This window comes from Kineococcus sp. TRM81007, from assembly GCF_022669155.1.
GTDB lineage: Bacteria > Actinomycetota > Actinomycetes > Actinomycetales > Kineococcaceae > Kineococcus.
The window spans coordinates 152,713-175,201 of record NZ_JALBVB010000034.1 but is presented as its reverse complement, the minus strand read 5'-3'; the positions used below and the strand labels follow the sequence as shown (position 1 = coordinate 175,201).

17 protein-coding genes and 2 pseudogenes are annotated in these 22,489 nt (G+C 71.8%); 7 read left to right on the top strand and 12 right to left on the bottom strand.

The genetic code is table 11. The annotated features are described in order from the left end of the window. Positions 1-105: 105 nt before the first annotated feature. From MN205_RS22265 to MN205_RS04600, 6 genes and pseudogenes are all read right to left on the bottom strand, one after another. Positions 106-174 (bottom strand): annotated as a pseudogene (locus tag MN205_RS22265) (PT domain-containing protein); the annotation flags it as partial. 677 nt (positions 175-851) lie between these two features. Further along, the gene (locus MN205_RS04620) at positions 852-1,151 is read right to left on the bottom strand and encodes a hypothetical protein (RefSeq protein ID WP_242124749.1); all 300 of its coding nucleotides are present in this window, start codon (positions 1,149-1,151) and stop codon (positions 852-854) included. A 135-nt stretch (positions 1,152-1,286) separates the two neighbouring features. After that, complete coding sequence (locus tag MN205_RS04615) at positions 1,287-1,715, bottom strand: hypothetical protein (protein WP_242124747.1); 429 nt, start codon at positions 1,713-1,715, stop codon at positions 1,287-1,289. Positions 1,716-1,768: 53 nt separating this feature from the next. Further along, the gene (locus MN205_RS04610; protein ID WP_242124745.1) at positions 1,769-3,784 is read right to left on the bottom strand and encodes an alpha-amylase family protein; all 2,016 of its coding nucleotides are present in this window, start codon (positions 3,782-3,784) and stop codon (positions 1,769-1,771) included. Then, positions 3,781-4,680: pseudogene (locus MN205_RS22260) on the bottom strand (NAD(P)-dependent oxidoreductase); the annotation flags it as partial. The gene MN205_RS04610 and the pseudogene MN205_RS22260, both read right to left, overlap by 4 nt. Before the next feature lie 110 nt (positions 4,681-4,790). Further along, complete coding sequence (locus MN205_RS04600; protein WP_242124741.1) at positions 4,791-5,534, bottom strand: GntR family transcriptional regulator; 744 nt, start codon at positions 5,532-5,534, stop codon at positions 4,791-4,793. Positions 5,535-5,689: 155 nt separating this feature from the next. Between MN205_RS04600 and MN205_RS04595 the strand changes: the two genes are divergently transcribed. The 7 genes from MN205_RS04595 (at position 5,690) to MN205_RS04565 (ending at position 13,850) form a co-directional block, all read left to right on the top strand. After that, the gene (locus tag MN205_RS04595; protein ID WP_242124739.1) at positions 5,690-6,988 is read left to right on the top strand and encodes an ABC transporter substrate-binding protein; all 1,299 of its coding nucleotides are present in this window, start codon (positions 5,690-5,692) and stop codon (positions 6,986-6,988) included. Then, a complete protein-coding gene (locus tag MN205_RS04590; RefSeq protein WP_242124738.1) occupies positions 6,985-7,950 on the top strand; it encodes a carbohydrate ABC transporter permease in 966 nt (321 codons plus the stop codon). Before MN205_RS04595 ends, MN205_RS04590 begins: the two co-directional genes overlap by 4 nt. A 10-nt stretch (positions 7,951-7,960) precedes the next feature. Continuing rightward, on the top strand, positions 7,961-8,848 hold the full coding sequence (locus MN205_RS04585) for a carbohydrate ABC transporter permease (protein WP_242124736.1): 888 nt from the start codon (positions 7,961-7,963) through the stop codon (positions 8,846-8,848). 8 nt (positions 8,849-8,856) lie between these two features. Continuing rightward, complete coding sequence (locus tag MN205_RS04580) at positions 8,857-11,010, top strand: beta-galactosidase trimerization domain-containing protein (RefSeq protein WP_242124734.1); 2,154 nt, start codon at positions 8,857-8,859, stop codon at positions 11,008-11,010. 20 nt (positions 11,011-11,030) lie between these two features. Further along, entirely contained in the window at positions 11,031-11,792 is a 762-nt protein-coding gene (locus tag MN205_RS04575; protein ID WP_255817997.1) for a TIM barrel protein, read from the top strand. Further along, the gene (locus MN205_RS04570; RefSeq protein ID WP_242124729.1) at positions 11,789-12,727 is read left to right on the top strand and encodes an NAD(P)-dependent oxidoreductase; all 939 of its coding nucleotides are present in this window, start codon (positions 11,789-11,791) and stop codon (positions 12,725-12,727) included. The genes MN205_RS04575 and MN205_RS04570 overlap by 4 nt, the downstream gene beginning before the upstream one ends. A gap of 556 nt (positions 12,728-13,283) precedes the next feature. Continuing rightward, the gene (locus MN205_RS04565; protein ID WP_242124727.1) at positions 13,284-13,850 is read left to right on the top strand and encodes a GrpB family protein; all 567 of its coding nucleotides are present in this window, start codon (positions 13,284-13,286) and stop codon (positions 13,848-13,850) included. Between the two features lie 168 nt (positions 13,851-14,018). On the opposite strand, the gene MN205_RS04560 is transcribed toward MN205_RS04565, so the two are convergent. The 6 genes from MN205_RS04560 to MN205_RS04535 form a co-directional block, all read right to left on the bottom strand. Then, a complete protein-coding gene (locus MN205_RS04560; protein ID WP_242124725.1) occupies positions 14,019-14,963 on the bottom strand; it encodes a nucleoside hydrolase in 945 nt (314 codons plus the stop codon). Next, positions 14,960-17,125, bottom strand: coding sequence for a beta-galactosidase (locus MN205_RS21515; protein ID WP_242124723.1), 2,166 nt, complete (start codon positions 17,123-17,125; stop codon positions 14,960-14,962). The genes MN205_RS04560 and MN205_RS21515 overlap by 4 nt, the downstream gene beginning before the upstream one ends. Further along, entirely contained in the window at positions 17,122-18,675 is a 1,554-nt protein-coding gene (locus tag MN205_RS04550; RefSeq protein WP_242124720.1) for a glycoside hydrolase family 43 protein, read from the bottom strand. Before MN205_RS04550 ends, MN205_RS21515 begins: the two co-directional genes overlap by 4 nt. Before the next feature lie 80 nt (positions 18,676-18,755). Continuing rightward, complete coding sequence (locus MN205_RS04545; protein WP_242124718.1) at positions 18,756-19,655, bottom strand: ATP-binding cassette domain-containing protein; 900 nt, start codon at positions 19,653-19,655, stop codon at positions 18,756-18,758. Continuing rightward, positions 19,652-21,532, bottom strand: a complete 1,881-nt coding sequence (locus tag MN205_RS04540) for a dipeptide/oligopeptide/nickel ABC transporter permease/ATP-binding protein (protein ID WP_242124716.1) — start codon at positions 21,530-21,532, stop codon at positions 19,652-19,654. The genes MN205_RS04545 and MN205_RS04540 overlap by 4 nt, the downstream gene beginning before the upstream one ends. Beyond that, a complete protein-coding gene (locus MN205_RS04535) occupies positions 21,532-22,470 on the bottom strand; it encodes an ABC transporter permease (RefSeq protein ID WP_242124714.1) in 939 nt (312 codons plus the stop codon). Before MN205_RS04535 ends, MN205_RS04540 begins: the two co-directional genes overlap by 1 nt. Positions 22,471-22,489 lie beyond the last annotated feature (19 nt).

Below are 22,489 nucleotides of genomic sequence, written 5' to 3'. Positions count from 1 at the left end.
ACCGCCCCGAGCAGCGCCACGGCAGCACCGCCCCGAGCAGCGCCACGGCAGCACCGCCCCGCCAGTGGAGGAGGGGGCCACGGCGCGACGACGAGCGGTGGGACGAGCGGTGGGACGAGCGGTGGGACGAGCGGTGGGACGAGCGGTGGGACGAGCGGTGGGACGAGCGGTGGGACGAGCGGTGGGACGAGGTGCTCACTCGCCGACGGTGTCACCCCTGCGGCATCTGGTCCTACGAATCATCGGAGAAGCTGACAGAGACCGCGCGCACGGTGGTCGGGCCGGACGATCCTCCTCAGGGACGCACCCACGAGGAGGAGGCGCTGCACTGGACCCACCTGGCGGGCATCGCCCGGGCGCAGGGGTGCCCATCGAGGCGGGCGAGATCGCGGCGCTGCCGCACGACGTGGACGTCAGCCCCGAGATCCGAGCACGGCTGACCCGCTGAGCCGTGTGGGCGAAGACCTGGCGCTCAGGCGCGTGCTCGCCGTCGAAGGACAGGTACGCCGCATCGACGCCCTCGCTGGCGTCCCAGGTGCCGTTCACCCCGAAACCCCGCCCGCCCGCCGCCCCACCTGCTCGGCGGCTCCACGCCGCTGCGGTGCCGCCGCCAGTCCACCTGGCGCGGTGGCGTACTCCCCCAGCTCACTCCCGGGGCGTGTTCACTGCCGGTCGCGGTCGAAGAGCTCGCGGTACCGGTGCAGCACCGCCGCCCAGAAGAGCAGCGCCGATGGGAAGGCGACGGCCGGGGTGGCGACGACCTCCAGGAGTGAGCTGTTCACGATCTCGCCCGCCTGCACCCGGAGCACCACCACGGTGGTGCCGATCGCGTACCCGACGGCCCTGGCGCGTCAGCGCTGGCCAGTGGCGAAACGCTGGTTGTGCCGCACCAGCAGCACGGTGGGCGCCACCAGCACCGCGACGCCGAGCAGGAGGGCGTACCCCCAGGCGAGACCGCTGCGCGCTGCCGCAGAGGCGGCGCACTGGAAGCAGAAGGGCCAGGCGAACGTGCAGCACCACCACGCCCGCCCCCGCGGGGGCTGACGCCCGATCCACAGCGGGATGCGCTGCTCACCGGCCCGCCTGATCAGGGCGACGGCGCCGCAGGAGGCGAAGAACGCCGCCGCCAGCGACCACACCGCCACGGCCACGTCCCCACCCCCAGCACACCCATCACGACCCCACCCGGGCTGCACGACGCCGCCTCGCGGAGGCAGCGCGTCAAGACAGCGCACCACGACAGCGCCCGCCGCTGCCGCGGTGCCGGTAGACGGGTGAACGCCGCCTCAACAGCCCCCGCCCCCGTCGCCGCCACCACCACAGCCACCATCGCCGAAGCCGCCGCTGAAGCCGTCGGAGCTACCGCTGACGCCTGCAGCGCCGGCGAAGGGCAGGGTCTCACCGCCGGCTCGGCGCCTGGCCTGCCGCAGGCGCAGCTCGCGGCGCTCCTCCCGCACGGATGCCAGGACCACCACGGCGACCGCACCGATGATGGCGATCACGATCAGCACCTCGTTCACCACGACCACCCCTGCCTGCTCCTGTGCCGGCGGCACCTGCTGCAACAGCTGCTGATCGCAGCCTGACAGAGCCTCACGGGCCGCGGAAGGTCTACGCCCCTGTTGCTCGCAGCGGGGGTGAGGGCTCGGCAGCAGGTGCTCGTGGAGGAGCAGGCGGGGCACCCGCCCGAGGCGCCGCGCGAGCATGCCGCTCACCCTCCCCGAGGGTTGACCTCCTGCGCCGAACCTCGCGGCCACCCCTCGCCGGTTCAGGCTCCGGTGAGCACCTCGAACAGGTTCACGTCGGGCAGGCGGACCTGGGCACCCCCGCCCGGTGCCGGCTCGGCGATGAGCTCGGTACCGGCGACCAGGGCCTGCACGCGTCGGCCCACGTGCCATCCCGCGTACGCGATGGTGCGGTCCGTGACCGGTAGCGGCGCGTGGAAGGACTGGTGGGTGGCACCCGTCAGGTTGCGCAGGTGGACGACGCTGCCGGCCCGTGAGGACCCGACGACGACCTCGACCTGCTCGGGGAGGTCCGTGGTGACCTCGACGTCTGCGCCCAGCAGACGCAAGGCCTCGTCGGCCACGAGGTCCCGCAGCGTCGACAGGCCGCTCGTGCGGTACGCCCGCCCCGGTGTCATCGGCAACGTCGTCACCGCGTCCGAGCGGATGGTGGCGGGCATGTCGAGGTCCAGGTGCCCGTAGCACTTCTCGGGCGGGCCGTACGGAGCGCGGGAGAGCACACGGTGGGTCGTCGAGGCGTGTGCGGCCGCTTCGAGGACGTGGAACGCCCCCAGGACCGGAACGGGTGCACCGCCGTCGGGCACGACGACGGACGACCAGGTCGCCTCAGCGCCGGCCAGCACCGCCGTGCGGCGAACGACACCGGCTGCGGTCAGCTGCGAGGTGTCCGCTGCGAAGGCTGTCGACCCCGTCAGGAGCAGGCGGCCCCCGGAGCTCGTGAAGTGCTCCAACACGCCCACCGCGTCCGTCGAGAGCGCTCCGAGGTCACCCAGGACGAGCAGCGCGTACCGCTGCAGGGACGAGCCGAGATCGCCGAGGTGCTGGGCGGGGAGCACGTCGAAGGGGATGTGCCGCTGCAGGAGCGAGTCGTACAGACCGCGGAACTCCTCGACGGGATCGGTGCCGTCCTCGGGCACCGCCAACGGGTCGGGCCGCACGATGGCCGTGCGCGCCGAGGGCACCAGTCGGTCGTAGACGTGGGCGTGGTCGCGGTGGAAGCGCACGATCCGCGAGGCCGCGGGCACGCTGGCGTAGTCCAGCCGCCCTGGACAGCCCATGACGTACGTGGACGGGTTCGCGCCGCGTGCGATGGCCTGCAGCTGGTACTGGGCCAGGACGTGTGGTTCTTCGGCGACCAGCCGGTAGGGCATGTCGTAGAAGGCGACCGAGTTCACCAGGACCGGCACGTGCGGTCGGTAGGCCTTCGCGGCGGAGACGCTCTCGGAGGTCTGGTGGTGCCACATGGGTCTGCCGACGGCGTTGTTGGCCTCGTGGAAGACGATGTCGGCGGTGTTGCCCATGACCAGCGGCGCTTCCGGTCGGTGAGCTGCGATGACGGCACGGGCCCGGGCCAGCAGGTCGTCGATGACGGCGGCGGACCAGCGGCGCCACGCCGGGTACGACGCCGATTCCCGGTCAACGGGCAAGGACAGGTCCGGGTGGGCGAGGGTGAAACCGCGCCGGCAGGCCATGCACTGGCACACCCCCCGGTACTGCTTGGCGTAGTCGACCTCACCGAAGCTCATCCAGTTGATGAAGAACCCGTCGACCGGCGCGTGCGCGAGCACCTCCTCGAGGACCTCGGTGAGGTGCTGTTGGTAGTAGGCGCCGCTCGGGCAGACGCTCGTCAACCCGTGGACCTCCTGGCGTCGCCCGTCCGGGCCCACGTAGAGCCAGTCCGGGTGCGCCTCGGCGATCGGCCGGGCGACCTTGGAGAAGTCCATCCGGGCCATGACGCGCACACCACGGGCGTGCGCTGCGGTGACGGCATCGCCCAGCAGGTCACCGGAGGGGCGGGCAGCGAGCACGGGGTTGGGCGTCTGGAACGGCAGGCGCGTCGGGTAGTTCGAGATGATGCCGCCGACGTTGAGCAGCCACGCGTTCGCACCGAAGTCGACGATGTGCTCGAGCACGGCGTCGACGTCGAGGTCGACGTCGATCTCACGCAGGTTCGTCTGGTACATCCGGAACGGCGAACGCCACCACAGCTCGTCCTCGGCGACCACCGAGGACGAGGTGGTCTCCTCGACGGTGGTCACCGGGCCCTCCCCGGGTCGCCGTTGAGCTCGGCCGCGAGCTGGGCGAGCGCCGAGTGGTCCAGGTCCGCGCCGCCGCGGGCCTTGAGGGCGGCGAGCATCGAGCTGACGACCGCGGTGGCGGGGAGCGCGAGGCCGGCCTGCCGGGCGGCGGTGGTGATGATCCCCATGTCCTTGTCGTGCAGGGCGACGCGGAAGCCGGCTGGGTGCTCGCGGGTCAGCAGTGCCTGGCGTTTGCGGTTCAGCGCGGTGCTGCCGGCCAGTCCGGCGCCGATCACGTCGAGCGCGGCGGGCAGGTCGTCGTCGGCGAGGTGCGCGCGCAGGAAGACCATCGCCTCGGCCAGGACCTGCAGGTTGCCGGCGACGACGAGCTGGTTGGCGGCCTTGACGACCTGGCCGGCGCCCGGCCCGCCGACGTGGACCACGGTGGTGGCGACTGCGTCGAGGACGGGGCGGACGTCGTCGAGCACGTCGGTGTCGCCTCCCACCATGACGGCCAGGGTTCCTTCGACGGCGCCCGCCTCGCCGCCGCTGACCGGGGCGTCGAGACAGCGGATGCCGGCCGCCTGGGCGGCCTCGTGCACCGCTCGGGCCTCGTCCGGGCTGATCGTCGACTGCTCCAGCAGGATCGAGCCGGTCGCCATGGCCTGCAGGGCTCCGTCCTCGCCGGTGACGACGTCGAGGACGTCAGGGCCGGCGGGCAGCATCGTCACGACCACCTCGGCGTCCTTGCACGCGGCCGCCACACTGGCGGTGACCTCAGCACCGGTGCTGCGGGCCCGCTCGCGGGAGGCGTCCGAGCGGGCGTAGCAGCGGACCTCGTGCCCCTTCGCGACGAGGTTGTCGATCATCGGCCTGCCCATGATCCCTGCTCCGATGAAGCCTACGCGCATGTCCTTGCTCCTTCGTGCTCGCTCGGGAGTGCTCGGGTGGTGCGTGTGGGCTCACTGCGGTGGACCGCGGCGCGCCCGTGCGTGCGGTGCTGGTGCTGGGCTCAGGCGTGCCGCGGTCAGTTCGCGGCGCCCGGGTCTGCTTGCTGCTGTGCCTCCTGCTGCGCGTCCTGTTGCGCTGCCGCGCGGGCGAGCCTGGCCTGCACGCGGGATTGCGCGTGGGCCAGGTGCGTCTCGAGCGCCGCGACGGCGCCTGCGGCGTCCCCGGCGAGCACCGCGGCCAGGATCGCGTCGTGCTCGTCACCCACTGCGCTGCGCCCGGGGACGAGGTGCGCACGCGACTGTCCCATCGTGAGGTGGACCTCCCCCATGATCAAGCCGTGCATGCGGGAGAGTCGCTCACTGCCGGCACCGTTGACGAGGGCGGCGTGGAAGGCCATGTCCGCCTCCGCCTGCCTGCGGAAGTCGTGGGCATCGACCGCTGAGACGACCTGCGCCTGTGCCGCCGTGGCCGTCGCCGGCAGGTCCCGGCGCTCGGCCAGGCGCCGCACTGCGGCGCCTTCCACCGCGAGTCGGGCGAAGTACAGGTCGCTGACCTCCGCCGCTCCCAGTTCGGTCACCACGGCCGTGCGGTGGGCCGTCCTTCGCAGCAACCCCGCTGTCGTGAGGCGCTCCAGGCACGCCTTGGCGGTGGTGCGCGCCACGCCGTACTCACCGGTCAGGCGGGCTTCGGTGAGCTTCTCCCCGCCGACGAGCTCACCGTTGACGATGCGGTGCCGCACCGCGTCGTAGAGCGCGTCCACCACCGAGGACGGCGCCAGCACGAACCGCGGTGCTTGGGAGCCCACAGGCGCAACAGTCATGGCGCGATGCTAGCGCAGCAAATTGTCTAACAATCAGTCTTGACCGACAAGATGCGGCGTCCTACGGTCGAGTCACTCAAGCCCCCTCCGCTCGAGCACCCGGCACCACATGGACACCCGGCACCACATCGACGGCGATGTACAGGGAGACCCCGATGGACCGACGGACCTTCACCCGCTTGATCGGCGCCGGCGCCGTGACCGCGGCCGCCGCCCCCCTGGCCGCCTGCGGCCGCAGCGCGAGCGGCTCCACCGAGGGCGCGGTGCGCTACGCCTGGTGGGGCGACGCCGTGCGCAAGCAGAACTACGAAGCCGCACTGGCGATCTTCTCCGAGGAGAACCCCGACGTCACCGTGCGTCCCGAGTTCGCGGACTACGGCGCGTTCCAGGAACGCATCACCGTGCAGATGGCCGGCCGCAACGTCCCGGAGCTCTTCTGGATCCCCTCACCCCAGGTGCTCACGTACCAGGCGGCGAACCTGTACCGCCCGCTCGACGACCTCGACGGCTTCGACCTGTCCGACTACCCCGACGACCTGCTCGAGACCTTCAAGCTCAACGGTGAGCTCAACACGATGCCGCGCTCGATCTTCACGCCCTGCGTGCGCTGGAACCAGACCTTCCTCGAGGAGGCCGGCGCCGAGCTCCCGGCCTACGACGAGGCCAACTGGACCTGGGACTCCCTGGCGGAGTTCCTCATCGACTACTCGGCCGACAACCCGCAAGGCCGCAAGGGCGCTGCGTACTGCGCCAACAGCGACATGGTCTTCGAGTCCTGGCTGCGCCAGCACGGCAGCGACCTGTGGACCGAGGACGGCACGCTGGGCGCGGACCCGGCCGCCCTCGAGGGCTGGTTCGAGTGGTGGGAGCGACTGCGTACCGCCGGCGCCGCCCTGGAGCTCTCGGAACAGGAAGGCGCCGACCCGGAGTGGCCGGTCGTCGGCGAGAAGGTCCTCATGACCCTGCAGAACTCCAACCACATCGTCGACGAGGCCCAGCAGTTCCCCGACTACGACTTCCAGCAGCGCATGACCCCCGCGAACCCCGACGCCACACCCGGCTTCCGGTTCGGCTACCTCAGCCGCATCGCGATGTACCGGGAAACCCCCGACGGCAGTCTGGAGGGCGCCGCCAAGCTGCTCGACTTCAACCTCAACGACGCGCGCATGGTCGCCCAGACAGGGCTCACCGTGGGTGCTCCCGCCAACCCCCGCGTCCTCGAGGAGATCCGCCCCGACGCCACGGCGGACGAGCTGAAGCTGCTCGACCTGGTCGATGAGGAGATGCAGCACGAGCAGCGCCCCCGCTACGAGGCCCCGCCCGGATCCGGCACGTGGCGCGATGTCATGGCCCGCACCATCGAAGCGCTGGCGCTGGGCAACGTCGACATCCCCACGGCGGCGACGCAGTTCACCGCCGAGGTGACCCGCGAGATCGAAGCGGCGCGACGGTGAGCGCCCCCACCGCACCACCGAGCCCTGCTCTGTCGGGCAGCTCGCCCCCCGAGCCGGCCAACCGCACCACCCGCCGCACCCCGAAGTGGCGGCGCCAGGGACGCGCGGCGCACGTCTTCCTCATCCCGTGGTTGCTCGGCCTCGTGCTCATCACGGCCGTCCCGCTGCTCGCCTCGCTCTACCTGGCCTTCACCGACTACAACCTGCTGGACCCCCCGACCTGGACCGGCCTGGAGAACTTCCGCCGCATGGGCGAGGACCCCCGCTTCTGGGCCTCCGCCTGGGTCACCCTGAAGTACGTCCTCGTCTCGGTCCCGCTGCAGCTGGCCTTCGCCCTGGGACTGGCCATCGTGCTGGACCGGGGCATCAAGGGACTCGCTCTGTACCGCAGCGTCTACTACCTCCCCTCGCTGCTCGGCGCCTCCGTCGCGATCGCCATCCTGTGGCGCCAGCTCTTCGGTCACGACGGCCTGATCAACTCCGGGCTGGCACTGCTGGGCATCGAGGGCGAGAGCTGGCTGCAGAACCCCTCCACAGCCTTGTCGACGCTCGTCGTGCTCAACGTCTGGACGTTCGGCTCACCGATGATCATCTTCCTGGCCGGATTGCGCCAGATCCCCGAAGAGCTCTACGAAGCCGCGCGCGTCGACGGCGCCGGCCGGTGGAGGCAGTTCCTGTCGATCACCGTGCCGATGCTGACGCCGATCATCTTCTTCAACCTCGTCCTGCAGACGATCGGCGCCTTCCAGAGCTTCACCCAGGCCCACATCATCTCCGGTGGCCGCGGCGGGCCGCTCGACTCGACACTGTTCTACACGCTGTACCTGTACCAGCAAGGATTCGTCAGCTTCAACATGGGCTACGCATCGGCGATGGCGTGGGCACTGCTCGTCGTGATCGGCATCGTGACGGCCATCCACTTCCTGCTGTCGAAGTACTGGGTCTTCTACGGCGACAACTGAGGAGGGACACGTGGCCACGACAACGACGACGGCACCGACCACCGAGACGACGAGCATCCGCGCACCCCGCGCGTCCCGCCCCGGGAACCTGCGCAAGCACATCGCCCTGATCGCCTTCGCCGTCCTGATGGTCTACCCACTGGTGTGGATGGTCGTCAGCTCCTTCAAGCCCGGCAACCTGGTGCTCTCCCAGCCCGGACTGATCCCCAGCGAGGTGACGCTCGAGAACTACCGCAACGGCTGGGGCGCTCTCGGCGAGCCGTTCTCGCTCTTCTTCGCCAACTCCCTGTTCCTCACCGTCGGCTCCATCGTCGGCAACCTCTTCTCCTGCTCGCTGGCCGCCTACGCGCTGGCCCGGCTGGACTTCCGCGGCCGACGCATCTACTTCGGGATCACCCTCGCATCGGTGATGCTGCCCATGCACGTCCTCGTCGTCCCGCAGTACATCTTCTTCTCGCAGCTGGACCTGCTCAACACGTACTTCCCGCTGCTCATCCCCAAGTTCCTGGCAACGGATGCGTTCTTCATCTTCTTGATGGTCCAGTTCATCCGCACCATCCCCCGCGAGCTCGACCAAGCCGCCGCCATCGACGGCGCCGGCCCCTTCCGCACCTTCTGGTTCGTGATCCTGCCGCTCATGAAGCCGGCCCTGGTGACCACGACGATCTTCACCTTCATCTGGACCTGGAACGACTTCTTCACACCGCTCATCTACCTGACGTCCGTCGAGGTCTACACCGTCCCCGTCGCGCTGAACACCATGGTCAACGCGGAGACGCAAAGCGGGGTCGGCGCGCTGTTCGCGATGTCCCTGCTCTCCCTGGCTCCCATCCTCGTGTTCTTCGCCGTCGCACAGAAGTACCTCATCCGGGGCATCGCGACCACCGGCCTGAAGTGAGGACGCACATGACCACTCTCGATCCGGCACCCGAGCGCAGCACGGCAGCACCCGCCGACCGCGACTGGCCCTCGTGGGCCAACCGCTGGACGCAGCTGACCTTCACCGAGGACGACCCCCTGCACTTCGACCCCGACTTCTGGCTCGACGTCATGCGCCGCAGCCACTCGAACGCGACGTGCCTGTCCGCAGGCGGCTACATGGCCTTCTACCCCACGCGCATCCCCTTCCACTACCGCAGCAAGCACCTCGGCGACGGGGACCTGTTCGGCACGCTGGTGCACGGGGCGAAGAAGATGGGCATGGCCGTCATGGCCCGCATCGACCCGCACGCCATCCACGCCGACGCGCTCGCGGCGCACCCCGAATGGGCGGCCCTTGACGAGGACGGCGCACCGGTCGAGCACTGGGCCTTTCCCGGAACCTACGTCACCTGCCCCTTCGGCACCTACAACAGCGAGTTCCTCACCGACGTGGCCCGTGAGATCACCCGCGAGTACGAGATCGACGCCGTCTTCGCCAACCGCTGGCAAGGCCACGGCATCTCCTACTCGCGAGCCGCCGCCCGCGCCTTCCGCGACGACACCGGCATGGACCTGCCCCGCGGCGCGTTCGACCCCGACGACCCCGCATGGCGTGCGTGGCCCGCGTGGCGACGCCAACGACTCAGCACCCTCGTGGGACTGTGGGACGACGCCGTGCGCGCGGTCAAGCCGCACGTGCGGTTCATCCCCAACCTCGGCTCTGTCGCCGCCCACGACCTCGACCGCCGACTGGTGGAGAAGCACTACCCGCTGCTCTTCATCGACAAGCAGGGCCGCTCGGGCACCGAAGCGCCGTGGGCAGCGGGCCGCAACGGCAAGCGCAGCCGCAGCGTCTTCCGGGACCGCCCGGTCGGGCTGATCACGAGCATCGGCCCCGAGCACCCCGCCCACCGCTGGAAGGACTCGGTCACCAGCGGGCCCGAGTTCGCCACCTGGATCGTCGACGGCTTCGCCCAAGGAGCCTTCCCCTGGTTCACCAAGTTCAAAGCAGAGGTCCTCGACACCCGCTGGGTCGAGCCCCTCATCGACGCCTTCACGCTGCACGCGCGCCTCGAACCGCTCCTGTCGCGGCTCGAGATCACCGCCGAGGTCGCCCTGCTGGACGCCACCCGGGCATCGCCGCTGCCCACGCACGGCAAGGAGCAAGAGGACGGGCAGGGCGCCTACCAGGCGCTCGTCGAGGCCGGCATCCCCTTCGAGTTCGTCTGTGACGGTCTCATCACCGCCGAGCAGCTGGACCGCTTCCACGTCCTGGTCGCCCCGAACGTGCAACGACTCAGCGAGCAGGAGTGCCGCACCATCACCGAGTGGGTGGCACGCGGAGGCGCCCTGGTCGCCGCTTGCGAGACGTCACTGCTCACCGAGGACGGCGCTCGCAGAGACGACCTGGGCCTGGCCGACCTGCTGGGCGTGCACCTCACCGGGCAGGTGCGCGATCGGGTGCGCAACAACTACGCCGCACTCGTCGGCCAGCACCCCCTGCACGCCGGCTTCGCCGGTGCCCAGCGCATCATCGGCGGCACCCAGGTCGTCCCCGTCCGGGCCGAGGAGGGCACCACCGTGCCGTTCCGCTTCGTCCCCGACTACCCCGACCTGCCCATGGAGGAGGTCTACGCCCGCGAGGCGCCGCGCGACCCCGCGGTCGTCCTGCGCGAGCACGAAGGCGGTGGCCGCAGCGCGTACGTGGCCTTCAACCTCGGCTCGGTCTTCTGGGAGGCTCTGCAACCCGACCACGGCCGGCTGCTCGCGGACACCGTCCGGTGGGCACTGGGCGAGCACACCGGTGTGCACGTGGACACACCCGGCATCGTCGACGTCTCCGTCTACCGGACGCCGCGCGGCGGCACGCCCAGCGAGGTCGCGGTGTGCCTGGTGAACCTCACCAACCCCATGACCATGCGAGGCGCCATTCGACGGACCCTGCCGAGCGGGCCGGTGTCGGTGTCCGTCCCCGTCCCGGCCGGCGCAGACGTCACCTCCGCGCTCCTCGCCCTGGACGGCAGCGAAGTCGCCGTCAACGTGACCGGCGGCACCGCGGAGGTCATCGTGCCCTCCATCGACCTGCTCGAGGTCCTCCACCTGACCTTCGCGCCCTCCAGCACCCGGGAGGAGTCGTGAAGTTCAGCGCCAACCTGTCCATGCTCTACCAGGACCTCCCCCTCATCGAACGCATCGCCGCCGCGTCAGCTGACGGGTTCTCCGGCGTCGAGTTCCTGGGAGCCTACGATCAAGACGTCCACGAGGTGCGAGCGGCAACTGTTTCCGCCGGGCTGCAGCAGGTGCTGTTCAACGTCCCGTCCGGGAACTGGGCCGCCGGGGAACGGGGGATCGCCTGCCTGCCGGACAGGGTCGAGGAGTTCCGCGAAGGGGTCGCGGACGCGGTCGAGCACGCCCGGATCCTGCAGTGTCCGCTGGTGAACGTCCTGGCGGGCAAGGTACCGGACGACCTCGACGTGGACAGAGCACTGGACACCCTGGTGGGCAACGTGGATTTCGCCGCACGAGCACTGTCCCCCCTCGGCGTCACCGTACTGGTGGAAGCGGTCAACACCCGTGACGTGCCAGGATTCGCCCTGCCGACGACCGCGGACGCTGCGGCGTTGCTCGCGCGCGTGGCAGCACCCAACACGGGGCTCCAGTTCGACGTGTACCACGCCCAGGTGATGCACGGGGACCTGCTCACCACCTTCAACCGGTACCGGACAGGCATCCGCCACGTGCAGGTCGCCGACAACCCGGGCCGTCACGAGCCCGGCACCGGTGAGGTGAACTACACCTTCCTGCTGCCGGCGCTGAAAGCCGCCGGGTACGACGGGTTCTTCGGTGCCGAGTACGTGCCGACCGGCGCGGGCACCTCGTGGCTGCGGCAGTACACCGCCGTCCCGGAGCCCGCGCATTGAGCGCCCCGCTCGTCCTGGTCACCGGAGCCGTCACCCACGAGGAACGGGCGCAGCTCATCGACGCAGCACCAGGCGTCCGGCTCGAGTTCACCGAGCGTGCCGGAACAGACCCGGACCTGCTGGCGGTGGCCGAAGGACTCGTCGGCTCCCCAGACGCGGTCGAGCTCGCGAGAGCTCCCCGGTTGCGTTGGGTGCACAGCTGGGCCGCAGGCGTCGACGGCATCGCGGCCGACGGAGTGCTCCCGGAGCCGATCGCCTCCGGACGCGTTCTGCTCACGGCAGCCAAGGGCAGCGGTGCAGCACCCCTGGCCGAACACGTGCTGCTGCTGCTGCTCATGCTCACGCGCGACGTTCCCCGGTGGCAGCGGGCACAAGGAGAACGCCACTGGGACCGCTACCAGCACGGCGAGCTGCTCGGAGCCCGGCTGGGCATCATCGGGGCTGGCCGAGCCGGCCACGAACTGACCACCCGGGCCGCGGCGTTCGGGATGGACGTCCTCCAGGTCCGGCGCGGACACGACCGCGCCGAGCTCGAGGCCCTGCTCACCACCAGCGACGCGATCGCCGTCACGGCCCCTGCGACCAGTGAGACCATCGGCATGCTCGGCGACGCCGAGTTCGCGCTGTGCGAGCGGCACCCGTACTACGTGTGCGTCTCACGCGGCGGCATCGCCGACGACCGCGCCCTGCTGCGGGCCCTGCGGTCGGGACAGCTGGCCGGCGCCGGCCTCGACGCCCACAGCACCGAGCCGCTGCCCCAGGACTCCCCCTTCTGGCACGAACCACACGTGGTCGTCACACCGCACAACGCAGCGACGACACGCGCGACCCGTCGACGAGGACTGGACGTGCTCACCCACAACCTCGCGGTGTTCGCGGCCGGCGGCATCACCGGCCGCTTCGACGGCGTCGTCGACCCCAGCGCCGGCTACTGACACGGGCATCAGCCGGCGACCGGGCGCCCGATCACCGGGTATCGCGCCGGCGACCCGCCCGGCGCCGCCGCGGACGGACGTGCACCGACACCGAGCACGACGACGCGGCGACACGCCTGGCCCTCGTGACCACGTGGCTGTCCTCACCGCCACCGGCGTCATCCGGCACCCCTGGAGCACACCGCACGTCGCGCCCGCCGACCGGGACCGCCACGGAAGCACCACCCCGACCCTCGCGCCCGCGACCGGTGGGCCCACACCTCGCAGGCACAGACCCACCCCCCGGGGGCACACTCCGGGCACGACCTGCTACCTGTGGGACAGCGTCGTCCACCGCTCCCTGCTCACCGGGGACTTCGTCCGGACCGAGGACGCGGAGTGCAAGGAGGTGGTGCTGGATCCCCGTTCGCGGCGCTGACCGCCTGAGCCCGCACCGGGGACCGCGTGTCGCCGCCCGCGTGCACACGGGAGCGGCTGGGCCAGCCGTGATGATGGTCGAGTGAGTCCTCGTCGCGCGACCCCCAGCCCTCTGTGCGCGCACCGCGAGGATGCCCGTGTGAGCAGGAGCCGCGAACCGCGCCGACCGGACGTCACGACGGTGGAGCTCGTGGGGGGTGTCGAGGCGCTCGGGCTCGAGCTGTACAGCCACGACGAGCGGTGGGCGGAGACCTACCTCGCTCACCGGGCGCGGATCCGGGACGCCCTCGCAACGGTGGGCGTCGGGATCGAGCACATCGGTTCCACGTCCGTCCCCGGGCTGGCCGCCAAACCGATCATCGACATCGTGGTCACGGTGGACGACATCACCGCTGAAGAGGACTACCTCGATCCTCTGCTGACGGCGGGGTACGAGCTGCGGGTCCGCGAGCCGGGGCACCGCCTGGTGCGCACACCGGCACGCGACGTCCACGTGCACCTGTACGGACGCGGCGACCCCGCCGTGGACGACTACCTCCTCCTGCGCGACCACCTGCGCTCCGACGCGGACGACCGCGCCCTCTACGAGAGCACCAAGAGAGCCCTGCTCCGCGAGCGGTGGCACGACACGAACGACTACTCCGACGCCAAGACCGACGTCATCCTCGCGATCAAGGCACGAGCGAGAGAAGCCCGGGGACGGTGAGCACGCGGGTCGTTGCCGCGACAGGATCCTCAGGGGTGAGTCCGACACGACCTTCCGGGCGGGCGCGTGGACGGGGTCGTTGCGCGCGGTGCCCCAGGTGCAGCACCAGACCGCCGTGGCGCTCGCCCACGCTCGCCCGAGCGCCCGTTCGTGACGCGGCCCATCGACTCAGCCTGCGCCGCGGCGGGCGAGCTTGGCGTACAGGTCCTCCAGCACCAGGCGGGTATCGAGGTGCTCGTACACGCGAACGGGCGCCCCGGTCGCCGGCCCGGCCACGTACTCCCCGTCGTCGTCCACGGCGGGACGGGCCAGGACGCGGTAGCGGCTGCTCGCCGGGTCAGCCTCGAACGTGGTCTGCAGCGCGGTCAGCAGCACGAGCGGGCTGTCGCCGAGGACGTACGTCTCCCCCGACGCGAGGCCGTGCGCGGCGGTGAGGTCGTGAACCCCGTCGAGCTGCCCGTACAGGTGCGCACCGAGCTCACCGTGAGGCAGCAGCCGTTGCTCGAGCTCGGCCATCCCCGCGAGGACCTGGCGGTACGCGTCGCGCGGGACCTGCCACAACGGCAGGTCCGAGCCGAACACGACCTGCGCTGCGGCGACGTCGATCCGCAGGTTGTACTCCGACGGCCCGGCCTGCGGCGGGGCGGGGACACCCGGGTGCTCGGGACCGCCGATCCACACGACGGTGAGCCGTTCGGCGATGCGCGGCTCCAGCATCCAGGCGCTGGCCACCTCGGTGAGCCCGGCACCGCAGGCGAGGAACAGCGGCAGATCGGTGTCCTCGCGCATGGCCTCCGCGACGATCGCCTCGGCGGCCGCGGAGCGCACGGGCGTCGACCGGTCCGGCAGGGCGGTCTCGCTGCCGGTGACGACGGGGACGTCGTCACGTCCGCACAACGCCAGGACGTGACGGGCGGCGACCGCCCCGTGGCGCGCGGAGCGCCCCGACGGGTCGAACGGGTCGCCCTCACGCAGGTGGGTGGAGAGCACCCCGACGAGGTCGACGGACGGGGACAGCGCGTGGTGGGCGAGCTGGAGCAGGCCGTCGGGGTCGCCGGCGTAGTCGTTGTCGCTCAGGACGCGCACGCGCGGTGGGTTGTCGCGCCAGGTCACGCGGGACCTCCCTGACCGGTCGTCGTGGTCGGTGTCGTGTTGGGAGTGGTGGGAGTGGTGGGGACGCGGAGCACCCGCACGTCCCACGGCCCGAGGTCCAGGGTCGAACCGGCGGGCAGTTCGGTCCCGTCGAGCACGTCGGTGCAGTCCTCGGGGACGGTGAACCGCGTGCTCCCCCACGCCCAGTGGTGGACGAACCGCAGGGCACCGGTGTCGGTGTCGGCGGTGACGACGGTGGTGGTCTCGGTCCGCGCGTGGCGCCACGGGTCGTCGGGCACGGACGTCCGGGCGACGAACCGGCCGACGGCCCGGCCGAGGTCACGGTCGGGGACGGTGCCCACCCAGGTGGCGCGACCCTCGCCGTGGGTGTTGGTCGTCACGGCGGCGAACCGGCCGAAGTGCGGGTGGTCGTACCCGGCGAGCACCTCCGCCCCCTCGGGCAGCAGCCCGTCGATCCAGCCGGTACCGGCGCCGGGCAGTCCCGTCACCGGGACGGCGGTGCGGGTGTTGCTGTGCTCGAGCTGGCGGGCGCCGACCGCCTCACGCAGCACACCGGGGGCGACGAGCTGGCGCACGACGGCGTCGGTGTCCGCGACCCCGCACCGCGGGGACAGCACGAGGTGCCCTCCGGCGACGACGTAGCGCCGCAGCAGGTCCAGCAGCTCGTCGGAGGCGACGTGGAGGCCGGGGACGACGAGGACGGGCCAGCGGCGCAGCAGCTCCTCGGGGTCGTGGGGCAGGTGCCCGGTGGGGACGACGTCGACGGACAGGCCGGCGTCGAACAGCCCGCGGTAGAACGCGGCGAGGATGCGGTCGTAGGACGCCGTGTCGCCCAGCCAGGTCCCCGGGGCGTGCAGCGGCCCGAAGAACTGCATGGCCCACTTCGACTCCGCGGACAGCAGCAGGCCCACGTCGCTGCGCGGGGTCAGGCCGTGCAGGTCGGCGGTGACGCCGGCGAGTTCGTGGGCGGTGGCGGCGATCTCGTCGTAGGCGCGGCCGGGTTGCAGGCTGTGCCCGAGGACACCGCCCCAGTCGGTCTCCGCCCCGTAGGGCAGGGAGTGCCAGTGCCAGTACTCGACCATGCGGGCGCCGCGGGCGACGAGCGTCCAGATGACCTGCCGCCACTGCCCGTCGTAGCTGGGGTGGTTCTCCGCCGGGCCGCCGATGGAGGTGGCGTTCGTCTCGGTGACGAGGAACGGCGCCTGGGCGGTGCCGCGGGACAGGTCGGCCTGCAGGTGCAGGTAGGCGGTTCCCGCCCACGGGACCCAGAACGGGGTCGTGGTCCCCGCGGGGTCGTCGCTGCCGGGCAGCTCCAGGTCGTCCTGCGTCCCGTAGTAGACGTTCGTGCCGACGACGTCGAGCGGCCGGCCGACCTCCCCGACGTCGAGGCCGTCCTGGTTCAGCGCGACGCAGGTGGTGACGAACTGGTGCTCGGGGACGAGGGATCGGACGATGCCCGCCTGCCAGGCGATGTGCTCGTGGGTGAGCTGGGCCTGGAACCGCCGCCAGGCGAGCTGGTAGGACGGCGTGGTGTTCCCCTCGGGGACCCACAGGTCGGCCCAGTCGCTGAGCCGGTGCGACCAGTAGGTGAGGCCCCACCGCTCGTTGAGCTCCTCGACGGTCCCGTACTCGCTCTTGAGGTGCTCGACGAACCGCTGGAACACCCCGTGGTTGTGCAGCAGGTGGATGCCGGGTTCGTTGTCGACCTGCCAGCCGATGACGGCGGGGTGGTCGGCGTAGCGGGTGACGACGGCCCGCACGAGACGTTCGGCGAGGTGGCGGAACGTGGGGTGGGAGTGGTCGACGTCCTGCCGGCGGCCGTAGGGCATCGTCACCCCGGTGGCGACGTCGAGCGCAGTCTCCGGGTAGGTGCGCCGCAGCCACGGCGGCACCGCGTACGTCGGGGTTCCCACGACGGCGGAGATCCCGCGTTCGTGGGCGGCGTCGAGGACCGGTTCGAGCCAGTCGAGGTCGAACTCCCCTTCGCGCGGTTCCCACGTCGACCACACGGACTCCCCGACGCGGACGACGCTGAACCCGGCCGCGGCCATGAGGTCCATGTCGGTCTTCAGTCGTCCGGCGTCGCGCTGCTCGGCGCGGTGGTACTCGTGGTAGTACGCGGCGCCGACGAGGACCTCGCGCTGGTAGCGGGTCTCGTTCACCGGTCGCGGTCCTGTCCCTGGTAGCTGATGCGGTCGACGGCGACCGTGCCGGTGGTGGCGTAGACGCCGACGACGCGGCCGGTGAAGGAGCCGGCCGTCTCGGCGGTCATCCCGCGGCCGTCGACCTCGGCGACGTCGACGCGACCTGTGGGGGTGTCGACGCTGAGCCGCACGAGGTCGCAGGTGATGGCACGCAGGCTGAAACCCTCGGCCGGCGGCACGGTCTCCAGGCGCAGCGTCACCGGTCCCGCGGGGGCGGGGACCTGCCACGTCTGGGCGACGCGGGCGAGGACGGCACGAGCGCGGACGACGTCCCCGTCGATCTCGAGGTCGACGTGGTTGTCCTCGTCGATGCGGACGCTGAGCCCGCCGACCCCGGCGGAGGCGTCGACGACGGCGGTGACCTCGGTGACCTCGTGCTGCTGGCGGCGGCCGACGAACACGGGGCGGGGGTCGTCCATCGTGGACCCGTCACCGTGGAGGACGAGCCAGCCGGGTCGCGCGGTGAGCGTGGAGAACTCCGTCGCGGGCCGGCGCACGGAGACCCACGGGAGGTCGAGCCCGGTGCCGTCGAAGTCGTCGACGACGCGGACGGGCGGGCGCTGCGGCCCGAGTTCGACGGGTTCGACGACGGGCCAGCCGTCCTCCCACCGCAGGCGGGTGGCGAACGTCTCCCGGCCCATCGGGGAGAACGAGCGGACCATCCCGCGGGGGCGGACCCCGAGGAGGACCATCGCCCAGCCGCCGTCGGGGGTCTGGAACAGGTCGGCGTGACCGGTGTTCTGCACGGGGCGGTCGGTTCCGCGTGCGGTGAGCAGCGGGTTGGCGGGGCAGTCCTCGAACGGCCCCTCCGGCGTGGGGCCGCGGGCGATGCTCACGGCGTGGCCGCGTTCGGTGCCGCCTTCGGCGACGAGCAGGTACCAGGTGCCGTCGACCTCGTACAGGTGCGGTGCCTCGGGGAAGATCCCCCCGGTCCCCGACCACAGCGAGCGGGGTTCCTCCAGGGCGCGCCCGGTGGCGACGTCGAAGCGGACCTGCTGGATGCCGAGGTGGCGCACACCGCCTTCGGCGGCCTCGCCCAGCAGCAGTCCCGAGTACGTGAGGTAGCAGGTGCCGTCGGCGTCCCAGGCGAGGTCGGGGTCGATGCCGTCGATCCCCTCGACGACCGTGCCGTCCGACCACTCACCGGCGGGGTCGTCGGCGGTGAACAGGAGGTTCCCGCGACCCATGGCGTCGGTGACGACGACGTGGAACCGGCCGTCGTGGTGGCGGATCGTCGGCGCCCACGCCCCGCCCGCGGTCGGGACGTCGCGGACGTCGAGCTGCTCGGCGCGCGTGACGACGTGCCCGACCGGTGTCCAGGTGACCAGGTCGTCGCTGCGGAACAGCGGGATGCCGGGGAGGAACTCGAACGTGGAGCACGCCAGGTAGTAGGTGCCGTCGACCCGGCAGACGCTGGGGTCGGGGTGGAACCCGGGGACGACGGGGTTGGTGAGCACCCCGGGCTGGGCGGGGCCGCCCTCGATGGGTGCGGGAGCCGTGAGGGTCATGCGGGGCCTCGTTCTCGTGGTGACGACGGGGGCTGCAGCGGGGAAGCGGCGGGGGTGACGACGGGGGTTGCGGGGCCGGGTCAGCGCGTCGCGATGGACGCGCCGGTCCCCGCCCCGGCCTGCTCGTCCTGGTCGCGCTGGGCGGCGAGGAGACGCTGCCGGTCGGCGCGCCGCTGGGTCTGCCGGGCCGGGTCGGCCACCGGCGCGGCGAGCAGCAGCCGTTGCGTGTACGGGTGTTCGGGGTCCGACGTCACGGTCGCCCCGTCGCCGGTCTCCACGAGCCGGCCGCCGCGCATCACGGCCACGCGGTGGCTGATGTGCCGGACGACGGACAGGTCGTGGGTGACGAACAGGTACGCGACGCCGGTGCGTTCCTGGATCTCGATGAACAGGTCGAGCACGCGCGCCTGGTTGGACAGGTCGAGGGCGCTGACGGGTTCGTCGCAGACGATGAGTCGGGGGTCGCGCGAGAGCGCCCGGGCGATGGCGACGCGCTGGCGCTGCCCGCCGGAGAACTCCCGGGGCAGGCGCTGCCCGGCATCGGAGGGCAGGCGCACCTCGTCGAGGAGGTCGCCCACCCGGCGGCGTGCGTCGGTGCGGGAGGTCCCGGCGACGAGGAGGGGTTCGGTGAGGATGTCCTCGACCGTCAGCGCCGGGTTCAGCGACGTGTAGGGGTCCTGGAAGACGACCTGGACGTCGTCGGACAGCTTGCGCCGCGCCGCCTTCGGCAGGCCGGAGATGACACGCCCGTCGAAGCGGACCTGCCCGGCGGTGACGGGGGCGAGACCGAGCACGGCCCGCCCGAGGGTGGTCTTGCCCGACCCCGACTCCCCGACGAGCCCGACGGTCTCGCCGGCGGCGATGTCGAGGCTGATGCCGTGCAGGGCGCGGAAGGGCTTCTTGCGGAACCCCTTGGACGGGTACTCGACGACGACGTCGTCGATCTCGAGCAGGGGTGCCACCTGCGGGTCGGTGCTCACGCCTGCACCTCCTGAGCGGTGGCGGGGGCCTGTGCGCGGGTGCGCAGCGGCGGGCGGGGGGCGGCGTCCTCGAGCGTGGAGTCGAGGAGCATCCGCGTGTACTCGTGGCTGGGTTCGGCGAACAGCACGTGGACGGGTGCGGCCTCGACGATCCGGCCGGTCTGCATGACCGCCACCTGGTCGCAGAGGTCGGCGACGACACCGAAGTCGTGCGTCACGAGCAGGACGGCCATGTCGCGCTCCTCCTGCAGCGAGCGGATGAGGTCGAGGACCTCGGCCTGCACGGTGACGTCGAGGGCCGTGGTGGGTTCGTCGGCGATGAGCAGGTCCGGTTCGCAGGAGACGGCCCCGGCGATGAGCACGCGCTGGGCCATCCCGCCGGAGACCTCGTGGGGGTAGGCGTCGAACACCCGCTGCGGGTCGGGGATGCCGACGCGGGCGAGGAGGGCCAGCGCCTTCTCCTTCGCCGCGGCCTTCGACAGCCCCAGGTGGCGGCGGACCGGCTCGACGAGCTGGTAGCCGATGGTGAAGGACGGGTCGAGGTTGCTCATCGGTTCCTGCGGGATGTACCCGATGCGCCTTCCGCGCAGTTCGTTGCGCTGGCCGGCGCTCATCGCGGTGAGGTCCTGCCCGCCGAACGTCATGGTGGCGGCCTCGACCGAAGCCTCGGGCGGCAGGAGACCGAGCACGCTGAACGCGGTCTGGCTCTTGCCGGACCCGGACTCCCCGACGAGGCCGAGGACCTCACCGCGGCGGACGGCCAGGTCCACCCCGTCGACGACGGTGGAGTTCGACCCGTCCTGACGGGGGTAGCGCACCCGCAGGTCGCGCACCACGAGGACCTCGTCGCCGGCGAGCTGGCCCAGCGGCACCGACGGCGGTCGGGGGTCGGCGGCGGAGTCACGGGCGTCGGTGGCCGCGGCGGCGGCCGCGGTCGCCTTGCTGCGACGGGGCTTCTCGGCGTTCTCCACGGCGTCGCGCAGGGCGTTGCCGAGCAGCGCGAACGCGATGACGGCGAGGGCGAGGGCTGCTCCCGGCCACAGCAGCAGCAGGGCGGAGAGGTAGATGTTCTGGAACGCGTCGGACAGCATCGAACCCCAGCTGGGTTGCGAGGCCGAACCGAGGCCGAGGAACTCCAGGCCGGACTGGATGATGATCCCGACGCCGAGCATCTGCGCGGCCTGGATGATCGACGGCGCAGCGACGACGGGCAGGATGTGCCGGCGGATGATGCGGGCGTCGGAGAGGCCGGAGACGCGGGCGGCGTCGACGTACAGCTCCTCGCGCACGGCGGTCACGGAGGCGCGGATGAGGCGGTAGACGCCGGGTGAGAGCAGGAACCCGAAGACGGCCATCGCCAGGTAGGTGGACTGGCCGACGACGGAAAGCACGACGAGCAGGACGATGATCGCGGGCACGGCCATGAGGAGGTTCGCGACCCACGACGACAGCGCGTCGAACCAGCCGCGGAAGTACCCGGCGACGAGCCCGGCGGGGACACCGACCAGCAGCGCCACACCGGTGGCGATGGCAGCACCCACCAGGCTGGTGCGGGTGCCGTGCAGCAGGCGGGCCAGGACGTCGCGGCCGACGCCGTCGGTGCCGAGCGGGTGGTCCCCGCCGGGTGCGGCGAGGGCGTCGGCCACCGAGGAACGGGCCGGGTCCTGGCTGGTGAGCCACGGTGCGAGCACGGCGACGAGCACGAGCAGGCCGATGACGACGAGGCAGGCGACGGCGGTGGGGTTCTTCAGGACCCGTCGCAGCAGGCCGGCGCGCACCGGGGTCCCGGGCTCGACGGTCGCGGGTTCGTCGACCGCGGGTCCGGTCGCCGGTCCGCTCGTGGCTCCGGTGTTGCCGTCGGGGGTGGGAACTGTCATCACACACGCACCTTCGGGTTGAGCCAGCCGTGGGCGAGGTCCATGAGGACGTTGACCGCGGCGATGAGGACGACGGTCACGACGACGATGCCGAGGACGACCGGCTGGTCCCCCTGCGCCGCCGTGGACAGGGCTGCGGTGCCGATGCCGGACAGGCCGAAGACCTTCTCCACGACGACGGCACCGCCGATCAGGCCGATGAACTGCAGCGACAGCACGGTGAGCGCGGGAGGTGCGGCGTTGCGCAGGGCGTGCCGGAACAGGATGCTGCGGTCTGCGAGGCCGCGGGCGCGCAGGGTGCGGACGTAGTCGCGGCGCAGGACGTCGAGCATGGAACCGCGGACCTGTTGCGCGGTGGCGGCGATGGCGCCCACGGCGAGCGCGAGTGCCGGCAGGGTGATGGTGCGCAGCCACCCGGCGGGGTCCTCGGTGAGCGAGGTGTACCCGGTGGCGGGCAGCAGCCCCCAGCGGACGGCGACGAAGAGGGCGAGGACCAGCGCCACGAGGAAGCTGGGGACGGCGAACCCGAGGACGGACACGACCTGCAGGACCCTGTCGAGCCACCCGCCGCGCACGGCGGCGGCGACGCCGAGGAGCACCGAGACGACCGCCGACAGGAGCAGACCCGCCAGGACGATGGACATCGTGACCGGCAGCGCGTCGGCGAGCGTGGCCGACACCGGTTGCCCGGTGAACCACGACGTGCCGAGGTCACCGCGCAGCAGCCCTGCGACCCAGTCGAGGTACTGGGTCAGCAGCGGCCGGTCGAGGCCGAGTTCGGCGGCCTTCTGCGCCTCCTGCTGGGCGGTCGCGTTCTGGCCGACGATGCTGCGGGCGGGGTTGCCGCCGGTGAGTTGCAGCAGTCCGAACGTCACGCTGGCGATGACGAACACCAGCACGACCGCGGACAGGACGCGCCGCGTCAGGAATCCGAGCACGAGTTCCTCCTGGTCGGGT

Coding starts and splice junctions, on each gene's coding strand:
- MN205_RS04600 (WP_242124741.1), bottom strand. CDS start 5,534: ATGACTGTTGCGCCTGTGGGCTCCCAAGCACCGCGGTTCGTGCTGGCG.
- MN205_RS04580 (WP_242124734.1), top strand. CDS start 8,857: ATGACCACTCTCGATCCGGCACCCGAGCGCAGCACGGCAGCACCCGCC.
- MN205_RS04595 (WP_242124739.1), top strand. CDS start 5,690: ATGGACCGACGGACCTTCACCCGCTTGATCGGCGCCGGCGCCGTGACC.
- MN205_RS04540 (WP_242124716.1), bottom strand. CDS start 21,532: ATGACAGTTCCCACCCCCGACGGCAACACCGGAGCCACGAGCGGACCG.
- MN205_RS04550 (WP_242124720.1), bottom strand. CDS start 18,675: ATGACCCTCACGGCTCCCGCACCCATCGAGGGCGGCCCCGCCCAGCCC.
- MN205_RS04575 (WP_255817997.1), top strand. CDS start 11,031: ATGCTCTACCAGGACCTCCCCCTCATCGAACGCATCGCCGCCGCGTCA.